Annotated in this window: 15 protein-coding genes; all 15 read right to left on the minus strand. The window is 62.4% G+C overall.

Annotation, left to right across the window (positions count from 1 at the left end; translation table 11 throughout):
- Positions 1–41: 41 nt before the first annotated feature.
- Positions 42–3,680 (minus strand): DNA-directed RNA polymerase subunit beta', encoded by a 3,639-nt coding sequence (gene rpoC / locus BW934_RS04425; RefSeq protein ID WP_076345535.1) that lies wholly within the window; start codon positions 3,678–3,680, stop codon positions 42–44.
- 48 nt (positions 3,681–3,728) lie between these two features.
- Positions 3,729–7,247 (minus strand): DNA-directed RNA polymerase subunit beta, encoded by a 3,519-nt coding sequence (rpoB, locus tag BW934_RS04430; protein ID WP_407639948.1) that lies wholly within the window; start codon positions 7,245–7,247, stop codon positions 3,729–3,731.
- Between the two features lie 419 nt (positions 7,248–7,666).
- On the minus strand, positions 7,667–8,260 hold the full coding sequence (locus BW934_RS04435) for a class I SAM-dependent methyltransferase (protein WP_084182504.1): 594 nt from the start codon (positions 8,258–8,260) through the stop codon (positions 7,667–7,669).
- A 57-nt stretch (positions 8,261–8,317) separates the two neighbouring features.
- The gene (gene rplL, locus BW934_RS04440) at positions 8,318–8,689 is read right to left on the minus strand and encodes a 50S ribosomal protein L7/L12 (RefSeq protein ID WP_076345541.1); all 372 of its coding nucleotides are present in this window, start codon (positions 8,687–8,689) and stop codon (positions 8,318–8,320) included.
- Between the two features lie 75 nt (positions 8,690–8,764).
- Complete coding sequence (gene rplJ, locus BW934_RS04445; RefSeq protein WP_076345543.1) at positions 8,765–9,277, minus strand: 50S ribosomal protein L10; 513 nt, start codon at positions 9,275–9,277, stop codon at positions 8,765–8,767.
- 212 nt (positions 9,278–9,489) lie between these two features.
- Positions 9,490–10,191 carry a 50S ribosomal protein L1 gene (gene rplA / locus BW934_RS04450; RefSeq protein ID WP_076345545.1) on the minus strand — a complete coding sequence of 234 codons (702 nt, stop codon included), beginning with the start codon at positions 10,189–10,191 and terminating at the stop codon, positions 9,490–9,492.
- Between the two features lie 59 nt (positions 10,192–10,250).
- Positions 10,251–10,679 (minus strand): 50S ribosomal protein L11, encoded by a 429-nt coding sequence (gene rplK, locus BW934_RS04455; protein WP_143232533.1) that lies wholly within the window; start codon positions 10,677–10,679, stop codon positions 10,251–10,253.
- A 144-nt stretch (positions 10,680–10,823) separates the two neighbouring features.
- Entirely contained in the window at positions 10,824–11,369 is a 546-nt protein-coding gene (gene nusG / locus BW934_RS04460) for a transcription termination/antitermination protein NusG (protein ID WP_076345549.1), read from the minus strand.
- A 36-nt stretch (positions 11,370–11,405) separates the two neighbouring features.
- Entirely contained in the window at positions 11,406–11,639 is a 234-nt protein-coding gene (gene secE, locus BW934_RS04465) for a preprotein translocase subunit SecE (protein ID WP_234969561.1), read from the minus strand.
- Between the two features lie 34 nt (positions 11,640–11,673).
- Positions 11,674–11,823 carry a 50S ribosomal protein L33 gene (gene rpmG / locus BW934_RS04470; protein ID WP_008339831.1) on the minus strand — a complete coding sequence of 50 codons (150 nt, stop codon included), beginning with the start codon at positions 11,821–11,823 and terminating at the stop codon, positions 11,674–11,676.
- 114 nt (positions 11,824–11,937) lie between these two features.
- Positions 11,938–12,552, minus strand: coding sequence for an RNA polymerase sporulation sigma factor SigH (gene sigH / locus BW934_RS04475; protein ID WP_407639949.1), 615 nt, complete (start codon positions 12,550–12,552; stop codon positions 11,938–11,940).
- A 172-nt stretch (positions 12,553–12,724) separates the two neighbouring features.
- Entirely contained in the window at positions 12,725–13,267 is a 543-nt protein-coding gene (locus tag BW934_RS04480; RefSeq protein ID WP_076345555.1) for a YacP-like NYN domain-containing protein, read from the minus strand.
- Entirely contained in the window at positions 13,242–14,006 is a 765-nt protein-coding gene (gene rlmB, locus BW934_RS04485; protein WP_076345557.1) for a 23S rRNA (guanosine(2251)-2'-O)-methyltransferase RlmB, read from the minus strand. Before rlmB ends, BW934_RS04480 begins: the two co-directional genes overlap by 26 nt.
- Positions 14,003–14,416 carry a Mini-ribonuclease 3 gene (locus tag BW934_RS04490; RefSeq protein WP_076345559.1) on the minus strand — a complete coding sequence of 138 codons (414 nt, stop codon included), beginning with the start codon at positions 14,414–14,416 and terminating at the stop codon, positions 14,003–14,005. The genes rlmB and BW934_RS04490 overlap by 4 nt, the downstream gene beginning before the upstream one ends.
- The gene (gene cysS, locus BW934_RS04495; protein WP_084182480.1) at positions 14,413–15,837 is read right to left on the minus strand and encodes a cysteine--tRNA ligase; all 1,425 of its coding nucleotides are present in this window, start codon (positions 15,835–15,837) and stop codon (positions 14,413–14,415) included. The genes BW934_RS04490 and cysS overlap by 4 nt, the downstream gene beginning before the upstream one ends.
- Positions 15,838–15,844: the final 7 nt, after the last annotated feature.

Here is a 15,844-nt window from a genome sequence, read left to right on the forward strand (position 1 = left end):
CTCCGGCTGACAGCCCGAAATTCCCAGCCTGATCTCGACGCTCACTCGGCGCTCGGTACAGCCTCGGTCTCCGCGGTCTCGTCGCCCGTGGCCGCGGCCTCGCTCTCGCCCGGCCGGGCCACTTCCGGCTCGACGGATCGATAACGCGCCATGCCCGTACCGGCCGGGATCAGCTTGCCGATGATCACGTTCTCCTTGAGCCCAAGGAGTCGGTCCACCTTGCCCTTGATGGCCGCCTCGGTCAGCACGCGCGTCGTCTCCTGGAACGACGCGGCCGAGAGGAACGAGTCGGTCTCGAGCGACGCTTTGGTGATACCGAGAAGCGCCGGACGCGCCACCGCCGGTTCCTTGCCGGAGAGGAGCGCCTCCCGGTTCGCCGCTTCGTAGTCGAACAGATCCACGTACGTCCCCGGCAGCAGCTCCGTGTCGCCGGCATCCAGGATGCGGACTTTCCGCAACATCTGCCGGATCATCACTTCGATGTGCTTGTCGTTGATATCCACGCCTTGCAGGCGGTAGACGCGCTGAACTTCGCGCAGCAGGTAGTTTTGCACACCCTGCAGGCCCTTGACGCGAAGCATTTCCTTCGGATCGACCGACCCTTCCGTGAGCTCCTCGCCCGCCTCGAGCTGCTGGCCAACGCTGACGCGAATTCGCGAGCCGTACGGGATCTGATAGGTCTTCGTCTCGCTCTCACCCGTCAGCTCGATTTCGCGCTTGTCCTTGCCCTCGCGGATATCGGTGATGACGCCGTCGAATTCGGCGATCACGGCCTGACCTTTCGGGTTGCGCGCCTCGAACAGCTCCTGAACGCGCGGCAGACCCTGCGTGATGTCGTCGCCCGCCACGCCGCCGGTGTGGAACGTGCGCATCGTCAGCTGCGTACCCGGCTCGCCGATGGACTGCGCAGCGATGATGCCCACCGCCTCGCCCACCTCGACCATGTCGCCCGTCGCGAGGTTGCGGCCGTAGCACAGCTGGCACACACCGTGGCGCGTGCGGCACGTCAGCACGGAGCGGATGATGACCTCTTTGATGCCGGCCGACACGATCTTGTCGGCGGCCTCTTCGTCGATCAGCTCGTTCTTGCCGACGATTTTCTCGCCGGTCTCTGGGTGATACACGTCCTGGAACGCGACGCGTCCCTCGAGCCGATCGCGCAGATCCTCGATGACCTCGCTCCCGTCGCGGATTTCCATGACACGGAGCCCCTTGTCAGTACCGCAGTCGTGCTCGCGCACGATCGTATCCTGCGCAACGTCGACGAGGCGGCGCGTCAGGTAACCCGAGTCGGCGGTCCGCAGCGCGGTGTCGGCGAGGCCTTTGCGCGCGCCGTGGGTGGAGATGAAATACTCCAAGACGGACAGGCCCTCGCGGAAGTTCGACTTAATGGCCAACTGGATGATCTCGCCCGACGGATTGGCCATCAGCCCGCGCATGCCGGCGAGCTGCGTGATCTGCGAATTCGAGCCGCGCGCGCCGGACGTCGCCATCATGTAAATCGGGTTGAACTGGTCCATGCTGTCCATCAGGATGGACGAAATCTGCTCTTTCGCCTCGGACCAAATTTGGCTGAAGGTCACATACTGCTCCTCTTCCGTGATGAGCCCGCGGCGGTACTGGAGCTTCAGCTTATGTTCCTTCGCCTCCGCGTCCGCGATGATGCGCTTCTTCTCCTCGGGCACCACGATGTCGCTGATAGAAATCGTGATGCCGGCGAGCGTGGAGTAGTGGAACCCAAGCCGCTTCACCTTGTCGAGGATTTCCGCCGTCATCGTGGTCCCGTAGCGGCGGAAGCACTCCGCCAGGATATTGCCGAGGTCCTTTTTGATGACGGCCTTCGGGATCGGCCGATTCCGAATCGCTTCGCGGATGTCCACGCCTTTCTCGAAGACGAACGTTTCATCCGGCGGACCGCCGAGCAGGTTCGACTTCGCCGCCGAGTTGAGGTACGGGAAGTCGGCCGGAAAGATGCTGTTAAAGATCAGTTTCCCGGGCGTCGTGATGAGCAAGGCTCGAGCCTGCTGCTCGGTGAACGACGTCTTGCCCACGGCCTTTGCGGGAATCGCGATGCGCGTCTGAAGGGTGATGTGCCGCTGATGCAGCGCGTACTCCACCTCGGACATGCTGGCAAAGACCTTGCCCTCGCCAGGCGCACCCTCCCGCTCGATGGTCAGATAGTAGGACCCCAAGACCATGTCCTGCGTCGGCGTGACGACCGGCTTCCCATCCTTCGGGTTCAGGATGTTGTGTGCGGCCAGCATGAGCAGGCGAGCTTCCGCCTGCGCTTCCGCCGACAGCGGCACGTGCACCGCCATCTGGTCGCCATCGAAGTCCGCGTTGTAAGCGGTGCAGACCAGCGGATGGAGCTTGATGGCGCGCCCTTCCACAAGGATGGGCTCAAACGCCTGGATGCCGAGGCGGTGAAGCGTCGGGGCGCGGTTCAACAGCACCGGATGTTGCTTGATGACGTCTTCCACCACGTCCCAAACCTCATCCGAGACGCGCTCGACCTTGCGCTTCGCGCTTTTGATGTTGTGGGCGAGACCGCGCGCCACGAGTTCCTTCATCACGAACGGCTTGAAGAGCTCGAGCGCCATCTCCTTCGGCAACCCGCACTGATACATGCGCAACTCGGGCCCCACGACAATGACGGATCGGCCGGAGTAGTCCACGCGCTTGCCGAGCAGGTTCTGGCGGAATCGGCCCTGCTTGCCCTTCAGCATGTGCGAGAGGCTCTTCAGCGGGCGATTGCCAGGCCCCGTCACCGGGCGGCCGCGGCGCCCGTTGTCGATGAGGGCGTCCACAGCCTCCTGCAACATGCGCTTCTCGTTCTGCACGATAATGTCCGGCGCGCCGAGGTCCAAGAGCCGCTTGAGGCGGTTGTTCCGGTTGATCACGCGCCGGTACAGGTCGTTCAGGTCCGACGTCGCGAACCGGCCGCCGTCCAGCTGCACCATCGGCCGGAGATCCGGCGGGATAACCGGCAGAGCTTCGAGGATCATCCAGCTCGGTTTGTTGCCGGACTGGCGGAACGCCTCGATGACCTCGAGGCGCTTGATGGCCCGATTGCGGCGCTGCCCCTGGGCCGTGCGGAGTTCCTCGCGCAGGACCTCGACCTCGCGGTCGAGATCGATCTCCTGCAAGAGCGTGCGAATCGCCTCGGCACCCATGCCCGCCTTGAAGGCGTACCCGTACTTCTCGCGGTAGGACCGGTACTCCTTCTCGGAGAGGAGCTGCTTCTTCTCAAGCGGCGTGTCGCCGGGATCGGTCACCACGTACGATGCAAAGTAAATGACTTCCTCGAGCGCTCGCGGCGACATGTCGAGGATGAGCCCCATGCGGCTCGGGATGCCCTTGAAGAACCAGATGTGCGAGACGGGCGCGGCCAGCTCAATGTGGCCCATGCGCTCGCGGCGCACCTTGGACCGCGTGACCTCTACGCCGCAGCGGTCGCAGACGACACCCTTGTACCGGATCCGCTTGTACTTGCCGCAATGACACTCCCAGTCGCGGGTGGGGCCAAAGATCTTCTCGCAGAAGAGGCCCTCCTTCTCCGGGCGAAGCGTGCGGTAGTTGATCGTTTCCGGCTTTTTCACCTCGCCGTGCGACCAAGAGCGGATTTTTTCCGGCGACGCGAGCCCAATCTTCATGAACTCAAAGTTGTTCAGGTCAAACAACTTGTGCACCCTCCAATCGTCGTGCCCGGGTATCGGTCTCGCACACGATCAATCGCCGACCTCGTTGTACTCCAGGTTCAGATTGAGCCTGTCGGGGCTGTCCTCGTCGTCGTCCATTTCTTTCATCTCGATCTCGCGCTCGTCGCCGCTCAGAATCTTGACGTCCATGCCCAAGCTCTGAAGCTCCTTGATCAACACCTTGAACGACTCCGGCACGCCAGGCTCCGGGACGTTCTCGCCCTTCACGATGGCCTCGTACGTCTTGACGCGCCCGACCACGTCGTCCGACTTGACGGTGAGGAGTTCCTGGAGCGTGTAAGCCGCGCCGTACGCCTCGAGCGCCCACACCTCCATCTCGCCAAACCGCTGGCCACCGAACTGCGCCTTTCCGCCGAGCGGCTGCTGCGTGACGAGTGAGTACGGCCCCGTCGAGCGGGCGTGAATCTTGTCGTCCACCAGGTGGTGAAGCTTCATCATGTACACGTAACCGACGGTGACGCGGTTTTCAAACGGCTCACCGGTCCGCCCGTCGTACAAGACCTGCTTGCCGTCGTCCGGCAAACCGGCCTCGCGCAAGGTCTCAAACACATCTTCCGGCTTCGCGCCGTCGAACACGGGCGTCGCCATCTTGAGGCCGAGGACCTTCGCCGCCATCCCGAGGTGCGTCTCCAGCACCTGCCCGATGTTCATACGCGACGGCACGCCGAGCGGGTTCAGGACGATCTCGACGGGCGTGCCATCCTCGAGGAACGGCATATCCTCTTCCGGCAGGATGCGCGCAACGACGCCCTTGTTCCCGTGGCGGCCAGCCATCTTGTCGCCCTCGGAGATCTTCCGCTTTTGGGCGACATACACGCGCACCAGCTGGTTGACGCCGGCTGGCAGTTCGTCGCCGTTCTCGCGCGTGAACACCTTCACGTCCACGACGATCCCGGCGCCCCCGTGCGGCACGCGCAGCGACGTATCGCGCACTTCGCGCGCCTTCTCACCGAAGATAGCGTGCAGCAGGCGCTCTTCCGCCGTGAGCTCCGTCACGCCTTTCGGCGTCACCTTGCCCACCAGGATGTCGTTCGTCGTGATTTCCGCACCGATGCGGATAATCCCGCGCTCGTCCAGATTCTTCAGCGCGTCCTCGCCCACGTTCGGGATATCGCGCGTAATCTCTTCCGGTCCGAGCTTGGTGTCGCGCGCCTCGATCTCGTACTCCTCGATGTGAATCGACGTGTAGACGTCTTCCTTCACCATCTTTTCCGAGATGAGAATGGCGTCCTCGTAGTTGTAGCCCTCCCACGTCATGAACGCGACGAGCACATTGCGCCCGAGCGCCAGCTCGCCCTTTTGCGTGGCTGGCCCATCGGCCAGGATGTCGCCCACCTTGACGCGATCGCCCTCGCGCACGATGGGGCGCTGATTCAAGCACGTGTTTTGGTTGGAGCGGGCAAACTTGATCAGCTTGTATTTGTGGAGATTGCCCTTCACCACCCGGCCGTCCACGACCGCCTCTTCGCGCACCCAGATTTCCCTGGCCGTCACGCGCTCGACGACGCCATTGTGCTTCGAGACCACGCAGACGCCGGAATCCTTCGCCGCCTGGTACTCCATCCCCGTCCCGACCAGCGGAGAATCGGTGACGAGCAGCGGCACGGCCTGGCGCTGCATGTTGGATCCCATGAGCGCACGGTTCGCATCGTCGTTTTCGAGGAACGGAATGAGAGCCGTGGCCACCGAGACGACCTGTTTGGGCGACACGTCCATGTAGTCAATGCGATCCCGGCTTACGGTGATGACGTCCTCGCGCGACCGAACCGTGATTTCCTCCGACGCAAAATGACCGTCTTCCGTCAGCGGCTCGTTCGCCTGCGCGATGAGGTAGTTCTCCTCCTCGTCGGCCGTGAGATAGTCGATTTGGTCCGTCACGACGCCCGTCTCGGGGTCGACCCTGCAGTAGGGGGTCTCGATGAACCCGTACTCATTCACGCGGGCGTACGTCGAGAGCGAGTTGATCAGGCCGATGTTCGGCCCTTCAGGTGTCTCGATGGGACACATGCGGCCGTAGTGCGAGTAGTGAACGTCTCGCACCTCAAAGCCCGCGCGTTCGCGCGTGAGTCCGCCGGGCCCGAGCGCCGACAGGCGCCGCTTATGCGTCAATTCCGCCAGCGGATTGGTCTGGTCCATAAACTGGGACAGCTGGCTCGAACCAAAGAACTCTTTGATGGCGGCGATCACCGGCCGGATGTTGATGAGCGCCTGCGGCGTGATGGCGCTCGCGTCCTGGATGGACATCCGCTCGCGCACAACGCGCTCCATGCGCGAGAGCCCAATGCGGAACTGGTTCTGCAGCAGCTCGCCGACCGAACGCAAGCGCCGGTTGCCCAAGTGGTCGATGTCGTCCGTCGTGCCGACGCCGCGCAACAGGTTGAAGAAATACGATACCGCCGCGATGATGTCGGACGGCGTGATGTACTTCACGTCGGACGGCAACTCGCCGTTTGAAATGACGTGCAGGACCTTCCCATCCTCCGCGGGGCTGAAAATCTTCACCATCTGCAGCGGGATCTCGTCGTGCTCAAACAGGTCCCGCGTGCCGCGCACCGTGAAACGCCCCACTTTGCCGGACAGGCGCGGAATCAGGCGATCCAAGGTGCGCCGATCGAGCACCGTGCCCGCCTCGGCGAGGATCTCGCCTGTCTCCTCGTCCACCAGCGTTTCGGCGAGGCGTTGATTCAGCAACCGATTTTTCAGGTGGAGCTTTTTGTTGATCTTGTATCGACCGACGGCGGCGAGATCGTACCTCTTCGGGTCAAAGAAACGGGATGCGAGCAGAGCGCGCGCATTCTCGACCGTCGGCGGTTCGCCCGGGCGCAGGCGCTCGTAAATCTCAATCAAGGCCCGCTCCGTCGAATCCGTGGTATCCTTGTCCAGCGTGTTCTGCAGATACTCGTCTTCGCCCAACAAATCGATGATCTCGGCGTCGGACGACAGCCCCAACGCCCGCAACAACACCGTGATGGGCAACTTGCGCGTGCGGTCGATCCGGACGTACACGACGTCTTTCGCGTCCGTCTCGAACTCGAGCCACGCGCCGCGGTTCGGAATGACGGTAGCAGCGAACGTACGTTTGCCATTCTTGTCGATCTTGCTGCTATAATAGACGCTGGGGGAGCGGACAAGCTGGCTGACGATCACGCGCTCAGCGCCGTTGATAATGAAGGTTCCCGTCTCGGTCATGAGCGGGAAGTCGCCGAGAAACACCTCCTGCTCCTTGACCTCGCCCGTCTCCTTGTTGAGCAGGCGAACCTTGACCCGGAGCGGCGCGGCGTACGTGACATCTCGCTCCTTGGACTCTTCTACGTCGTACTTGGGCTCGCCGAGGCTGTAGTCCACGAACTCAAGCACCAGATTGCCGGTGAAGTCCGTGATGGGAGAAATGTCCGCGAAGGTCTCGCGAAGGCCCTCCCGCAGGAACCACTCGTACGATTTTTGCTGAATCTCGATGAGGTTTGGGAGATCGAGGACCTCGCGAATGCGCGCGTAACTGCGGCGCTCCGCCCATCCGTACTTGACCATGTGTCCTTGCAAAACCGTCACCCCTCAAGCGGATTTGTTGGACGATGCGCAAAGGAGGCTTTGCATCAGAGGTCTTCTTGAGCTCGGACGAGCCAAGTCAGACAAAGAGACAAGCGCCGCACACAAAAAGACGCCAGGACGACGCCCGATGAGCGACCGCCTGTTCTGGACTTTTGCGTGCAGCACTTCTCTTTCAACTCGGCATGCTAGACGATGATGGACACGCCAGTCGTATTCACCTATTCCCCAAAATGATGGATTTTATGCGCGAAGAGGAGGCATCCGTCCAAACAACTCAGTTTGCATTGATTGATGATATCACATGCGAGCACTCAGATCAAGCGGCTTTTTCGCGGACCACCCTGCTACACGTGAGAGACGCGCGCGGCGGACCGGCTTTGCACATGGGTCTCTGCGCGTCACGCCCGCCGCGCGCAGAAGACGAAGTAGCCCGCCTTGCGATAGGCAACGTCCACCTCGTCAAAGAGTTCGCGCAGCTTTGCCTCCGTCGACGGTGCGCCGTGCTTTTTCTGAATCACGACCCATAGCTTCCCTTGCTTCGCAAGAGCCCGCTTTGCGTCCTCGTAGAGTCTGAAGACCGTCGCCTTACCGGCACGGATCGGGGGATTGAGCAGGACGTGATCGAACGTGTCCTCGAGGTCCGGCGGAATGCCGTCCCATTGCCGTACGACAGGAGGCGGAACGAGGTCGGCGGTATTGCGCCGGGCGAGTTCAACCGCCCGCTGGTTGATGTCCACCATCCACCAACGCACACCCGGGAAGGCGCGCGACAGGATGGCTGTGACGGGTCCGTACCCACAGCCGAGATCGAGCGCGGAGGTCGCGCCGGATAAGTCGGCCGTCTCGATGAGCCTGCGCGTGCCTTCGTCCAAGCCCGACTTGCTGAACACCCCGCGGTCCGTCACCAAACGCACGGTGATCCCGCGAGCGGAGACGGTGACCGCGCGCTCATCGCTCGGCGCAGCGGGCTGCTCTTCGAAGTAGTGAGCCACATCCATTCCCCCAAAAGAGCGAAGGGGTGCCCCAGGCACCCCTTCAGACCACCTCGATTACTTGACCTCGACGGAAGCGCCAGCCTCTTCGAGCTTCGCCTTGATGCTGTCGGCCTCTTCCTTCGAGACCTTCTCCTTGATCGGCTTCGGCGCATTGTCGACGAGATCCTTCGCTTCCTTCAGGCCGAGGCCCGTGATCTCGCGGACGACCTTGATGACGTTGATCTTCGAGGCGCCTGCGGACGTGAGGATCACGTCGAACTCGGTCTGCTCAGCCTGAGCGGCCTCGCCCGCCCCAGGAACCGCGCCGGCGAAAGCCACAGGCGCGGCCGCGGTCACACCGAACTCCTCCTCAATGGCCTTGACGAGCTCATTCAGCTCGAGCACCGTCATGTTTTTCACAGCTTCCAAGATCTCAGCCGTGGTCATTGAAACACCCTCCTCAGATATACTCGGTTTTCACGAGCGCCCTAGGACGCGCCGAGCGCGCCCTGGCGCCATGCGTCACTCTGCTGCTGAAGCGACTTCTCCACCCTGCTTTTCCGCCACCTGCGACAACACGTATGCCAGGTTGCGCATCGGCGCCTGGAGAACACTGAGAAGCATCGACAACAGGCCTTCGCGCGAAGGCAGCTTCGCGAGCGCCTCCACTTCCTTCGCATCGACAACCCGGCCTTCGACGTACCCGCCTTTGAGCTCGAGCGCCTTGTGTTCGCGCGAGAACTCATGCAGGATTTTGGCCGGCGCAACCGGATCGTCATAGCTGAAGGCAATGGCTGTGGGCCCGGACAAGAAAGGCTCCAAGCCCTGAATCTCAGCCTGCTCCGCAGCCCGCGTGGTCAGCGTATTCTTGACGACGGAGTACTCGATCCCGGCCTGACGCAGGCGCGCGCGCAGCTCCGTGTCCTCGGCGACCGTGAGGCCGCGATAGTCCGCCAGCACGATGCTCTTGCTCCGCCGCATGCGCTCGGCAACGGACTGTACGATTTGCTCTTTTTCGGCACGGCGAATCGCCAAACCGCCCACCTCCCCGCAAAATGTCACTTTACACAGCGAAAGGCGCCTCGACGACGCGAGGCGCCCACCAAGATCGACATGCATGTGCACATCGGTGCGGGAAACGCCTCGGCAGGCAACTTTCACTGCCCTGCGCGGGCAGACCTGCTGTCTACGGCCTTTCGCTATGAATCATCTTATCACATCACCGCTTTACGCCAGAAAGCGACCGATCAGTCGCCCACAGCGGCGCGCTGCGGGTTGACGCGTATGCCAGGGCCCATGGTGGACGATACCGTCACGCCCCGCACATACGTGCCCTTCGCAGCAGGCGGCTTTGCCTTCACCAACGCACTCATCAAAGCCCGGAAATTCTCCACCAGCTGTTCCTTCTCGAACGACGCCTTGCCGATCGGGCAGTGGATGATCCCGGCCTTATCCAGGCGGTACTCCACCTTACCGGACTTGATCTCGTTCACCGCGCGAGCGACATCGAACGTGACCGTGCCCGTCTTCGGGTTGGGCATCAGTCCGCGCGGACCGAGGATGCGGCCAAGGCGGCCGACCGCCGGCATCATGTCCGGGGTGGCCACGGCGACGTCGAAATCGAGCCAGCCCTGAGAGATCTTTTGAATCAGGTCGTCGTCGCCGACGATGTCCGCGCCCGCCTCCTGCGCTTCCCGGGCCTTCTCGCCCTTCGCGAACACGAGCACGCGCGGCGTCTTGCCCGTGCCATGCGGCAACACGACGGCGCCGCGAACCTGCTGATCTTGTTTCCGGGGATCCACACCCAGCCTGACCGCGACCTCCACCGTCTCGTTAAACTTCGCGGTGGCAGTCTTCTTGACGAGTTCCATCGCCTCGTCCACGTCGTACAGCTGCGTGCGATCCACGAGCTTGTGCATCTCCTGGAGACGCTTGCTGAGCTTTGCCATGTTCCTCACCTCCGCGTGGTGACCGGTTGTTTCAACCTCCCACGGGCTCCCGCTTGCCGTCAGTCGACAACCGTGATGCCCATGCTGCGGGCCGTGCCCTCGACCATCCGCATGGCGGCCTCGACCGAAGCAGCATTCAGGTCTTGCATCTTTTGCTCGGCGATCTCGCGAACCTGTGCGCGAGTCACCTTGCCCACTTTGACGCGGTTCGGCTCGGCCGAACCCGACTCCACACCGGCAGCCTTCTTGAGCAACACGGAAGCCGGCGGGGTCTTCAGTTCAAACGTGTACGAACGGTCCTCATACACGTAAATGACGACCGGAATGATCAAACCGACCTGATCGGCCGTGCGCGCATTGAACTCCTTACAGAAGCCCATGATGTTGCCCACTTGCGCTTGGCCGAGCGCAGGACCTACCGGCGGCGCAGGCGTTGCCTTTCCGGCTGGAATTTGCAGCTTCACAACCTTGACAATCTTCTTCGGCAACACAGCCACCTCCTTCACTCGAGATGTGGTGTTCGGGATGAGCCCTCCCACAGAAAAACCATCTATACGAGCCCAGCCGAGGCCGGACTACAGAAAGCCGCCCGAATGGGACAGCTCGCTGCCGAAACCATCGCCACCGATTGCTCAGGGCAAGCGCTCAACCTGCGTGAAGTCAGCCTCGAGAGGCGTCTCGCGCCCGAACATGGAGACGAGAACCTTGAGCTTTTGGTGCTCTGGATGGACCTCCTCGACCGTTCCAACCATGTCTGCGAACGGTCCACTGGTCAGGCGAACGACGTCGCCGACCTTGAACTGCGCCACCGGCTTCGATTCACCCACGCCCATGGAGCTGAGGATTTGCTCAACCTCATGAGGCATGAGCGGCATAGGCTTAGAGCCGGCGCCAGGGGAACCGACGAACCCAGTCACCCCAGGCGTGTTGCGCACGACATACCAAGAGTCATCCGTCATGATCATCTCGACGAGGACGTATCCAGGGTACGTCTTGCGCTGCACCACACGCTTTTTGCCGTTTTTGATCTCGACAGCCTCTTCCGTAGGCACCACGACCCGAAAAATCCGGTCTTCCATGCCCATTGTCTGAACGCGGCTCTCGAGATTGCTCTTCACCTTGTTCTCGTAGCCGGAGTATGTGTGAATCACATACCACTGCTTCTCAAGATTCTCCATTGAGCAGGGCGAGCCGCCCGCCACCCCCATGACGCGTTAATCTACGCCGATGGCCGACATCGCCGCGGAAACGCCGATATCAAACGCCCAAATGAGCACACCCAAGATGGCACACACCAGCAAACAGGCCGCCGTGTACACAACCACCTCACGGCGCTTCGGCCAACGAACGCGCTTAAACTCCCGGAACGACTCCTTGAAGAAAGCGACGATGCCTGTCCGCTTCGCCTGCTGATTCAGTTCCACGAGGGTATCGTTCGGTTTGGCCACGTTCGATGCTCCTTTGTGAGCCATGAGCGGCGCCTCAACGGGTCTCGCGGTGCGTCGTGTGCGAGTTGCAGGTGGGGCAATACTTCTTCAGCTCAAGGCGATCCGGATCATTCTTCTTGTTCTTCGTCGTGGTATAGTTCCTCTGTTTGCACTCCGTGCAAGCGAGGGTGATGATCTCGCGCATTGTGGCACCTCCCCGTATCAGCCAGCCATGGAACCGAGCCCGAAACGCGGTTCTCGGTCATGGACACAGAAACAGAAGAACCCCCGAATCGGGGCTCATACCTGCACAACATTATCATATCACGTTGCGCACCGTCAAGTACTTCTCGAGCTTCCGCTTGACTCTCTGCAGCGCGTTGTCGATGGACTTGACGTGCCGCGCGAGATCAACGGCAATCTCCTGGTAAGATCGCCCATCGAGGTAGAGCATGAGCACCTGCCGCTCAAGGTCGCTCAGGAGTTCGGACATCTTACCTTCAATATCGTCAAACTCTTCCTGGTTTATAATCAGCTCTTCCGGATCCGCCACGCGCACCGTGCAGATCACATCGAGCAGCGTGCGGTCCGAATCCTCATCGTAAATGGGCTTGTCCAGGGAAACATAGGAATTGAGCGGAATATGCTTTTGTCTCGTGGCCGTTTTAATAGCGGTGATAATTTGGCGCGTGATGCACAGCTCAGCGAACGCCTTGAAGGAGGAGAGCTTGTCTCCGCGAAAATCGCGGATAGACTTGTACAGCCCGATCATACCTTCCTGCACGATGTCTTCCCGATCCGCCCCAATGAGAAAGTACGATCTCGCCTTTGCACGTACGAAGTTCTTGTATTTGTGAATGAGATAGTCGAGCGCATCGGTATCGCCCTGATGGACAGCCTCGACCAACTCTTCGTCCGTCATGGTTTCGTACAGCGCCGTGTCATACGGAGGGGCCGCATCGGCGTCTCTTGGTGTCGGCTGCGTCGACAAACTCTATCACCCCGAGCCTCGTGAATGACGCCATTATACATGATGCCATTTGAAAGGATCAATTGCGTTGAGGCAGCAAAACAGGCGTCATTACGCCATTTTCACCACCTCGCCCCTATCTCCGCCGCCATCGCTCGAGCTGGCTGGCCAACTCGCCCGAAAGCGCGTCACGCAGCGTGTGTCGATCGCCCGCCTCCTGGCGCTTCGCCTCGCGATCGATATCGTCGCGCATCTTTTCGAGCCGCACGAGCAATTCGTTGGCAGAAATCCGGAGCGCGCCCCCGCCGAGGGCCACCTGCTGCTCGGCCGCATCGGACGTGGCGACGGTGATCTCTCGGTAATCGTCCCGCAACTCGTACACCAGGCGCTCGATGCGCGCGTCCGCCGTCTCTCCCGCCTCCGTGAAGACCACCCGCACGCCCGCGCGCTCTTCCTCGTGTCCCAGCCCCGGCCTGCGGTGCGCATCGTACACGACGATCACGTCCTCGCCATACATGGCCCGGTACTGGCTCAACAGGTCCTCGATCTCGCGGCGCGCCTCTTCCAGGTCCTCAATTTGGGCAAGGCTTCGCCCCGCGCGCCTCGCGATGACGTTGTACCCATCGACGATGACGAGCCGCGTCGGCCGTCCCTTACGCCCGCTGGCGGACCGCTTCATACAGCAGGACCCCCGCCGCGACCGAGGCGTTCAGACTCTGCACCCGGCCCAAGATGGGGATGGACGCCAGAAAGTCGCACTGCTCCCGCACCCACCGGCGCATCCCTTGGCCCTCCGAACCGATGACCACCGCGGTGGCTCCCCGGTAATCGATGGCGGTGTACGGCACCTCCGCGCGCACATCGGCGCCGACCACCCAGTAGCCGGCTTCCTTCAGGCGCACAAGCGCCTGCGCCACATTGGCCACCCGCGCCACCGGCAATGCCTCCAGCGCCCCGGCCGCCGCCTTGGCGACCACATCGGTCACTTGCGCCTGACGGCGCTTGCCAATCACCACGCCCTGCGCGCCGCACGCCTCCGCCGTGCGCAGAATGGCGCCGAAATTGTGCGGATCCGCAATCTCATCCAGCACCACCACGAGCGGCGGCTGACCCGTCTGCCGGGCGATCACGTCGTCGAGATCGGCATAGGCGTAAGGCGCCACTTGCGCCACGACGCCTTGGTGCGCGCTGGCCATCTCATCCAACCGGCTTCGCGGCACAAATTGCACCACGACGCCGCGCGATCTCGCCTGGGCCACGATGGCTTCCATACCCGAGGCGCCCTCCGCCACCCAGACCTTGTTCACAGGGCGCTCGCCTTCCAGCGCGGCCAACACGGCATGCCGGCCCTTGACGAGATCGTCAGCCTCCGGGAGCGGCGCCCGGGGGCGCCCACCGTCTCTCATGGACATGTTCATGGCTCCTTCGCTCTTTCTTGTTCCGCGTCGAGCGCGGCCAGCGCTTCCGCGGCGATCTCGTCGAGCCGCGTCCGCTCGCCCGACGCGTACAGGTGGCCGACCAGCGCCTCAAAGCCGGTCGCCAGCCGATAGACGACCACATCGACATTCCGGCGCGTGTGCGACGACTTCTGATTGCGCCCGCGCCGGATGACGTCTCGCTCGGCATCCGTCAGCGACGGTTCAATCAGGCGCAGCGCCTCGGCCTGGGCCACGGCCGAGACGTAGCGGGTGACCTGACGCTGGAGATCGCGCGGGCGGTGAATGCCGAGATTGAGACAGTGGTTGCGCGCGTACACCTCCCACACCGCGTCGCCCAAGAAGGCGAGCGCGAGCGGGGACACCTCGTCGACGCGCCAGTTCACCTTCATGACTCGTAACTCCAGCGCGTGCCGTACGGCGTGTCTTCCAGCACGATGCCGCGGTGGCGCAGCGCATCGCGGATCTCGTCCGCCCGCGCAAAATCGCGCCGCTTCCGCGCTTCAGCGCGCTCTGCAATGAGCCGCTCGATCTCGTCCTCCAGCCGCTCCTCCGCTTTCTTGGGGATCCCGAGCACCCCCAAAAGCTCGACCAGGAGATCGCGGTACGCAAGGAGATCGCCAGCGGATACGCCGCCGGCCTCCAGCCGCGTGTTGATGTGGCGCACGCCATCGAACATGGCCGCCATGCCGTCCGCCGTGTTGAAGTCGTCATCCATCGCTCGCACAAAGGCGCCTCGGATTTGGTCCACGTCGGCGAGCCCTGCCTCCGTCGGGGCTTCGTCCGCGCGGTCGAGCGCACCGCGCAGGCCTGCGAGCGCCGCGGCGCGGTGCTCCAAATCCCGGATGAGGCGGTCGATGCGCGCGAGCGCCTGCTCGGCCTGATCCAGCGCATCCTCCGTGTAGTTGAGGGGGTTTCGATAGTGCGCCGACAGCAGGAAAAACCGCACGGCGCGCGGGTCCCTTCGCGCGAGCAAGTCCCGCGCCATGATGAAGTTCCCCGTCGACTTCGACATCTTCTCTCCGTTGATGTTCAGGGTGCCGTTGTGAAGCCAGTACCTGGCGAACACCTTGCCGGAGTGGGCCTCACTCTGGGCGATCTCGTTCTCGTGGTGTGGAAAGACGAGATCGCGCCCGCCCGCGTGAATGTCGATCTGCTCGCCGAGGTACAGGTAATTCATCACGGAGCACTCGATGTGCCAACCCGGGCGCCCGGGGCCCCAGGGGCTCGGCCACCACTCCTCGCCGGGCTTCGCCGCCTTCCACAGCGCGAAGTCGGTCGGGTCGTCCTTTTCGTCCTGCACTTCAATGCGATACCCGGCGCGCATGTCGTCGGGCGACTGATGAGAGAGCTTTCCGTACTCCGGGAAGGACGACGTATCGAAGTAGACGCTGCCGTTCCGCTCGTAGGCGTGGCCGCGATCGATCAGATCCTGAATGAAGCGGATGATATCATCGATGCACTCCGTCACGCGGGGATGCACGCTTGCCGGACGAATAAACAGCTTGCCCGCGTCCTCGAAGTAGTAACGAATGTTTTCCTCGGCGAGCTCGCGCGGGCTCACGCCGAGCTCCTGGGCGCGTTGAATGATGCGATCGTCGACGTCCGTGAAGTTCTGGACGAAGCGGACCTCATAGCCTCGGTATTCGAGGTAACGGCGGATGGTGTCGAACACGACGAACATCCGCGCGTTGCCGAGGTGGAAGAAGTGATACACCGTCGGGCCGCACGCGTAAAAGCGCACCTTGCCAGGCTCGATGGTCTGAAGCGGTTCCTTCCTGCCGGTCAGCGTGTTGTAGAGCACAATTCCCACGCGATCC

Origin of the sequence: Alicyclobacillus vulcanalis (assembly GCF_900156755.1) — a bacterium.
Classification (GTDB): Bacteria; Bacillota; Bacilli; order Alicyclobacillales; family Alicyclobacillaceae; genus Alicyclobacillus; species Alicyclobacillus vulcanalis.

What these genes read in the sequence shown, in the direction of transcription:
- rlmB (WP_076345557.1), bottom strand. Translation starts at nt 14,006, where the DNA reads ATGAACATGTCCATGAGAGACGGTGGGCGCCCCCGGGCGCCGCTCCCG.
- BW934_RS04490 (WP_076345559.1), bottom strand. Translation starts at nt 14,416, where the DNA reads ATGAAGGTGAACTGGCGCGTCGACGAGGTGTCCCCGCTCGCGCTCGCC.
- rplA (WP_076345545.1), bottom strand. Translation starts at nt 10,191, where the DNA reads ATGGCAAAGCTCAGCAAGCGTCTCCAGGAGATGCACAAGCTCGTGGAT.
- BW934_RS04480 (WP_076345555.1), bottom strand. Translation starts at nt 13,267, where the DNA reads ATGAAGCGGTCCGCCAGCGGGCGTAAGGGACGGCCGACGCGGCTCGTC.
- nusG (WP_076345549.1), bottom strand. Translation starts at nt 11,369, where the DNA reads ATGGAGAATCTTGAGAAGCAGTGGTATGTGATTCACACATACTCCGGC.
- rpmG (WP_008339831.1), bottom strand. Translation starts at nt 11,823, where the DNA reads ATGCGCGAGATCATCACCCTCGCTTGCACGGAGTGCAAACAGAGGAAC.
- rpoB (WP_407639948.1), bottom strand. Translation starts at nt 7,247, where the DNA reads ATGGTCAAGTACGGATGGGCGGAGCGCCGCAGTTACGCGCGCATTCGC.
- rplL (WP_076345541.1), bottom strand. Translation starts at nt 8,689, where the DNA reads ATGACCACGGCTGAGATCTTGGAAGCTGTGAAAAACATGACGGTGCTC.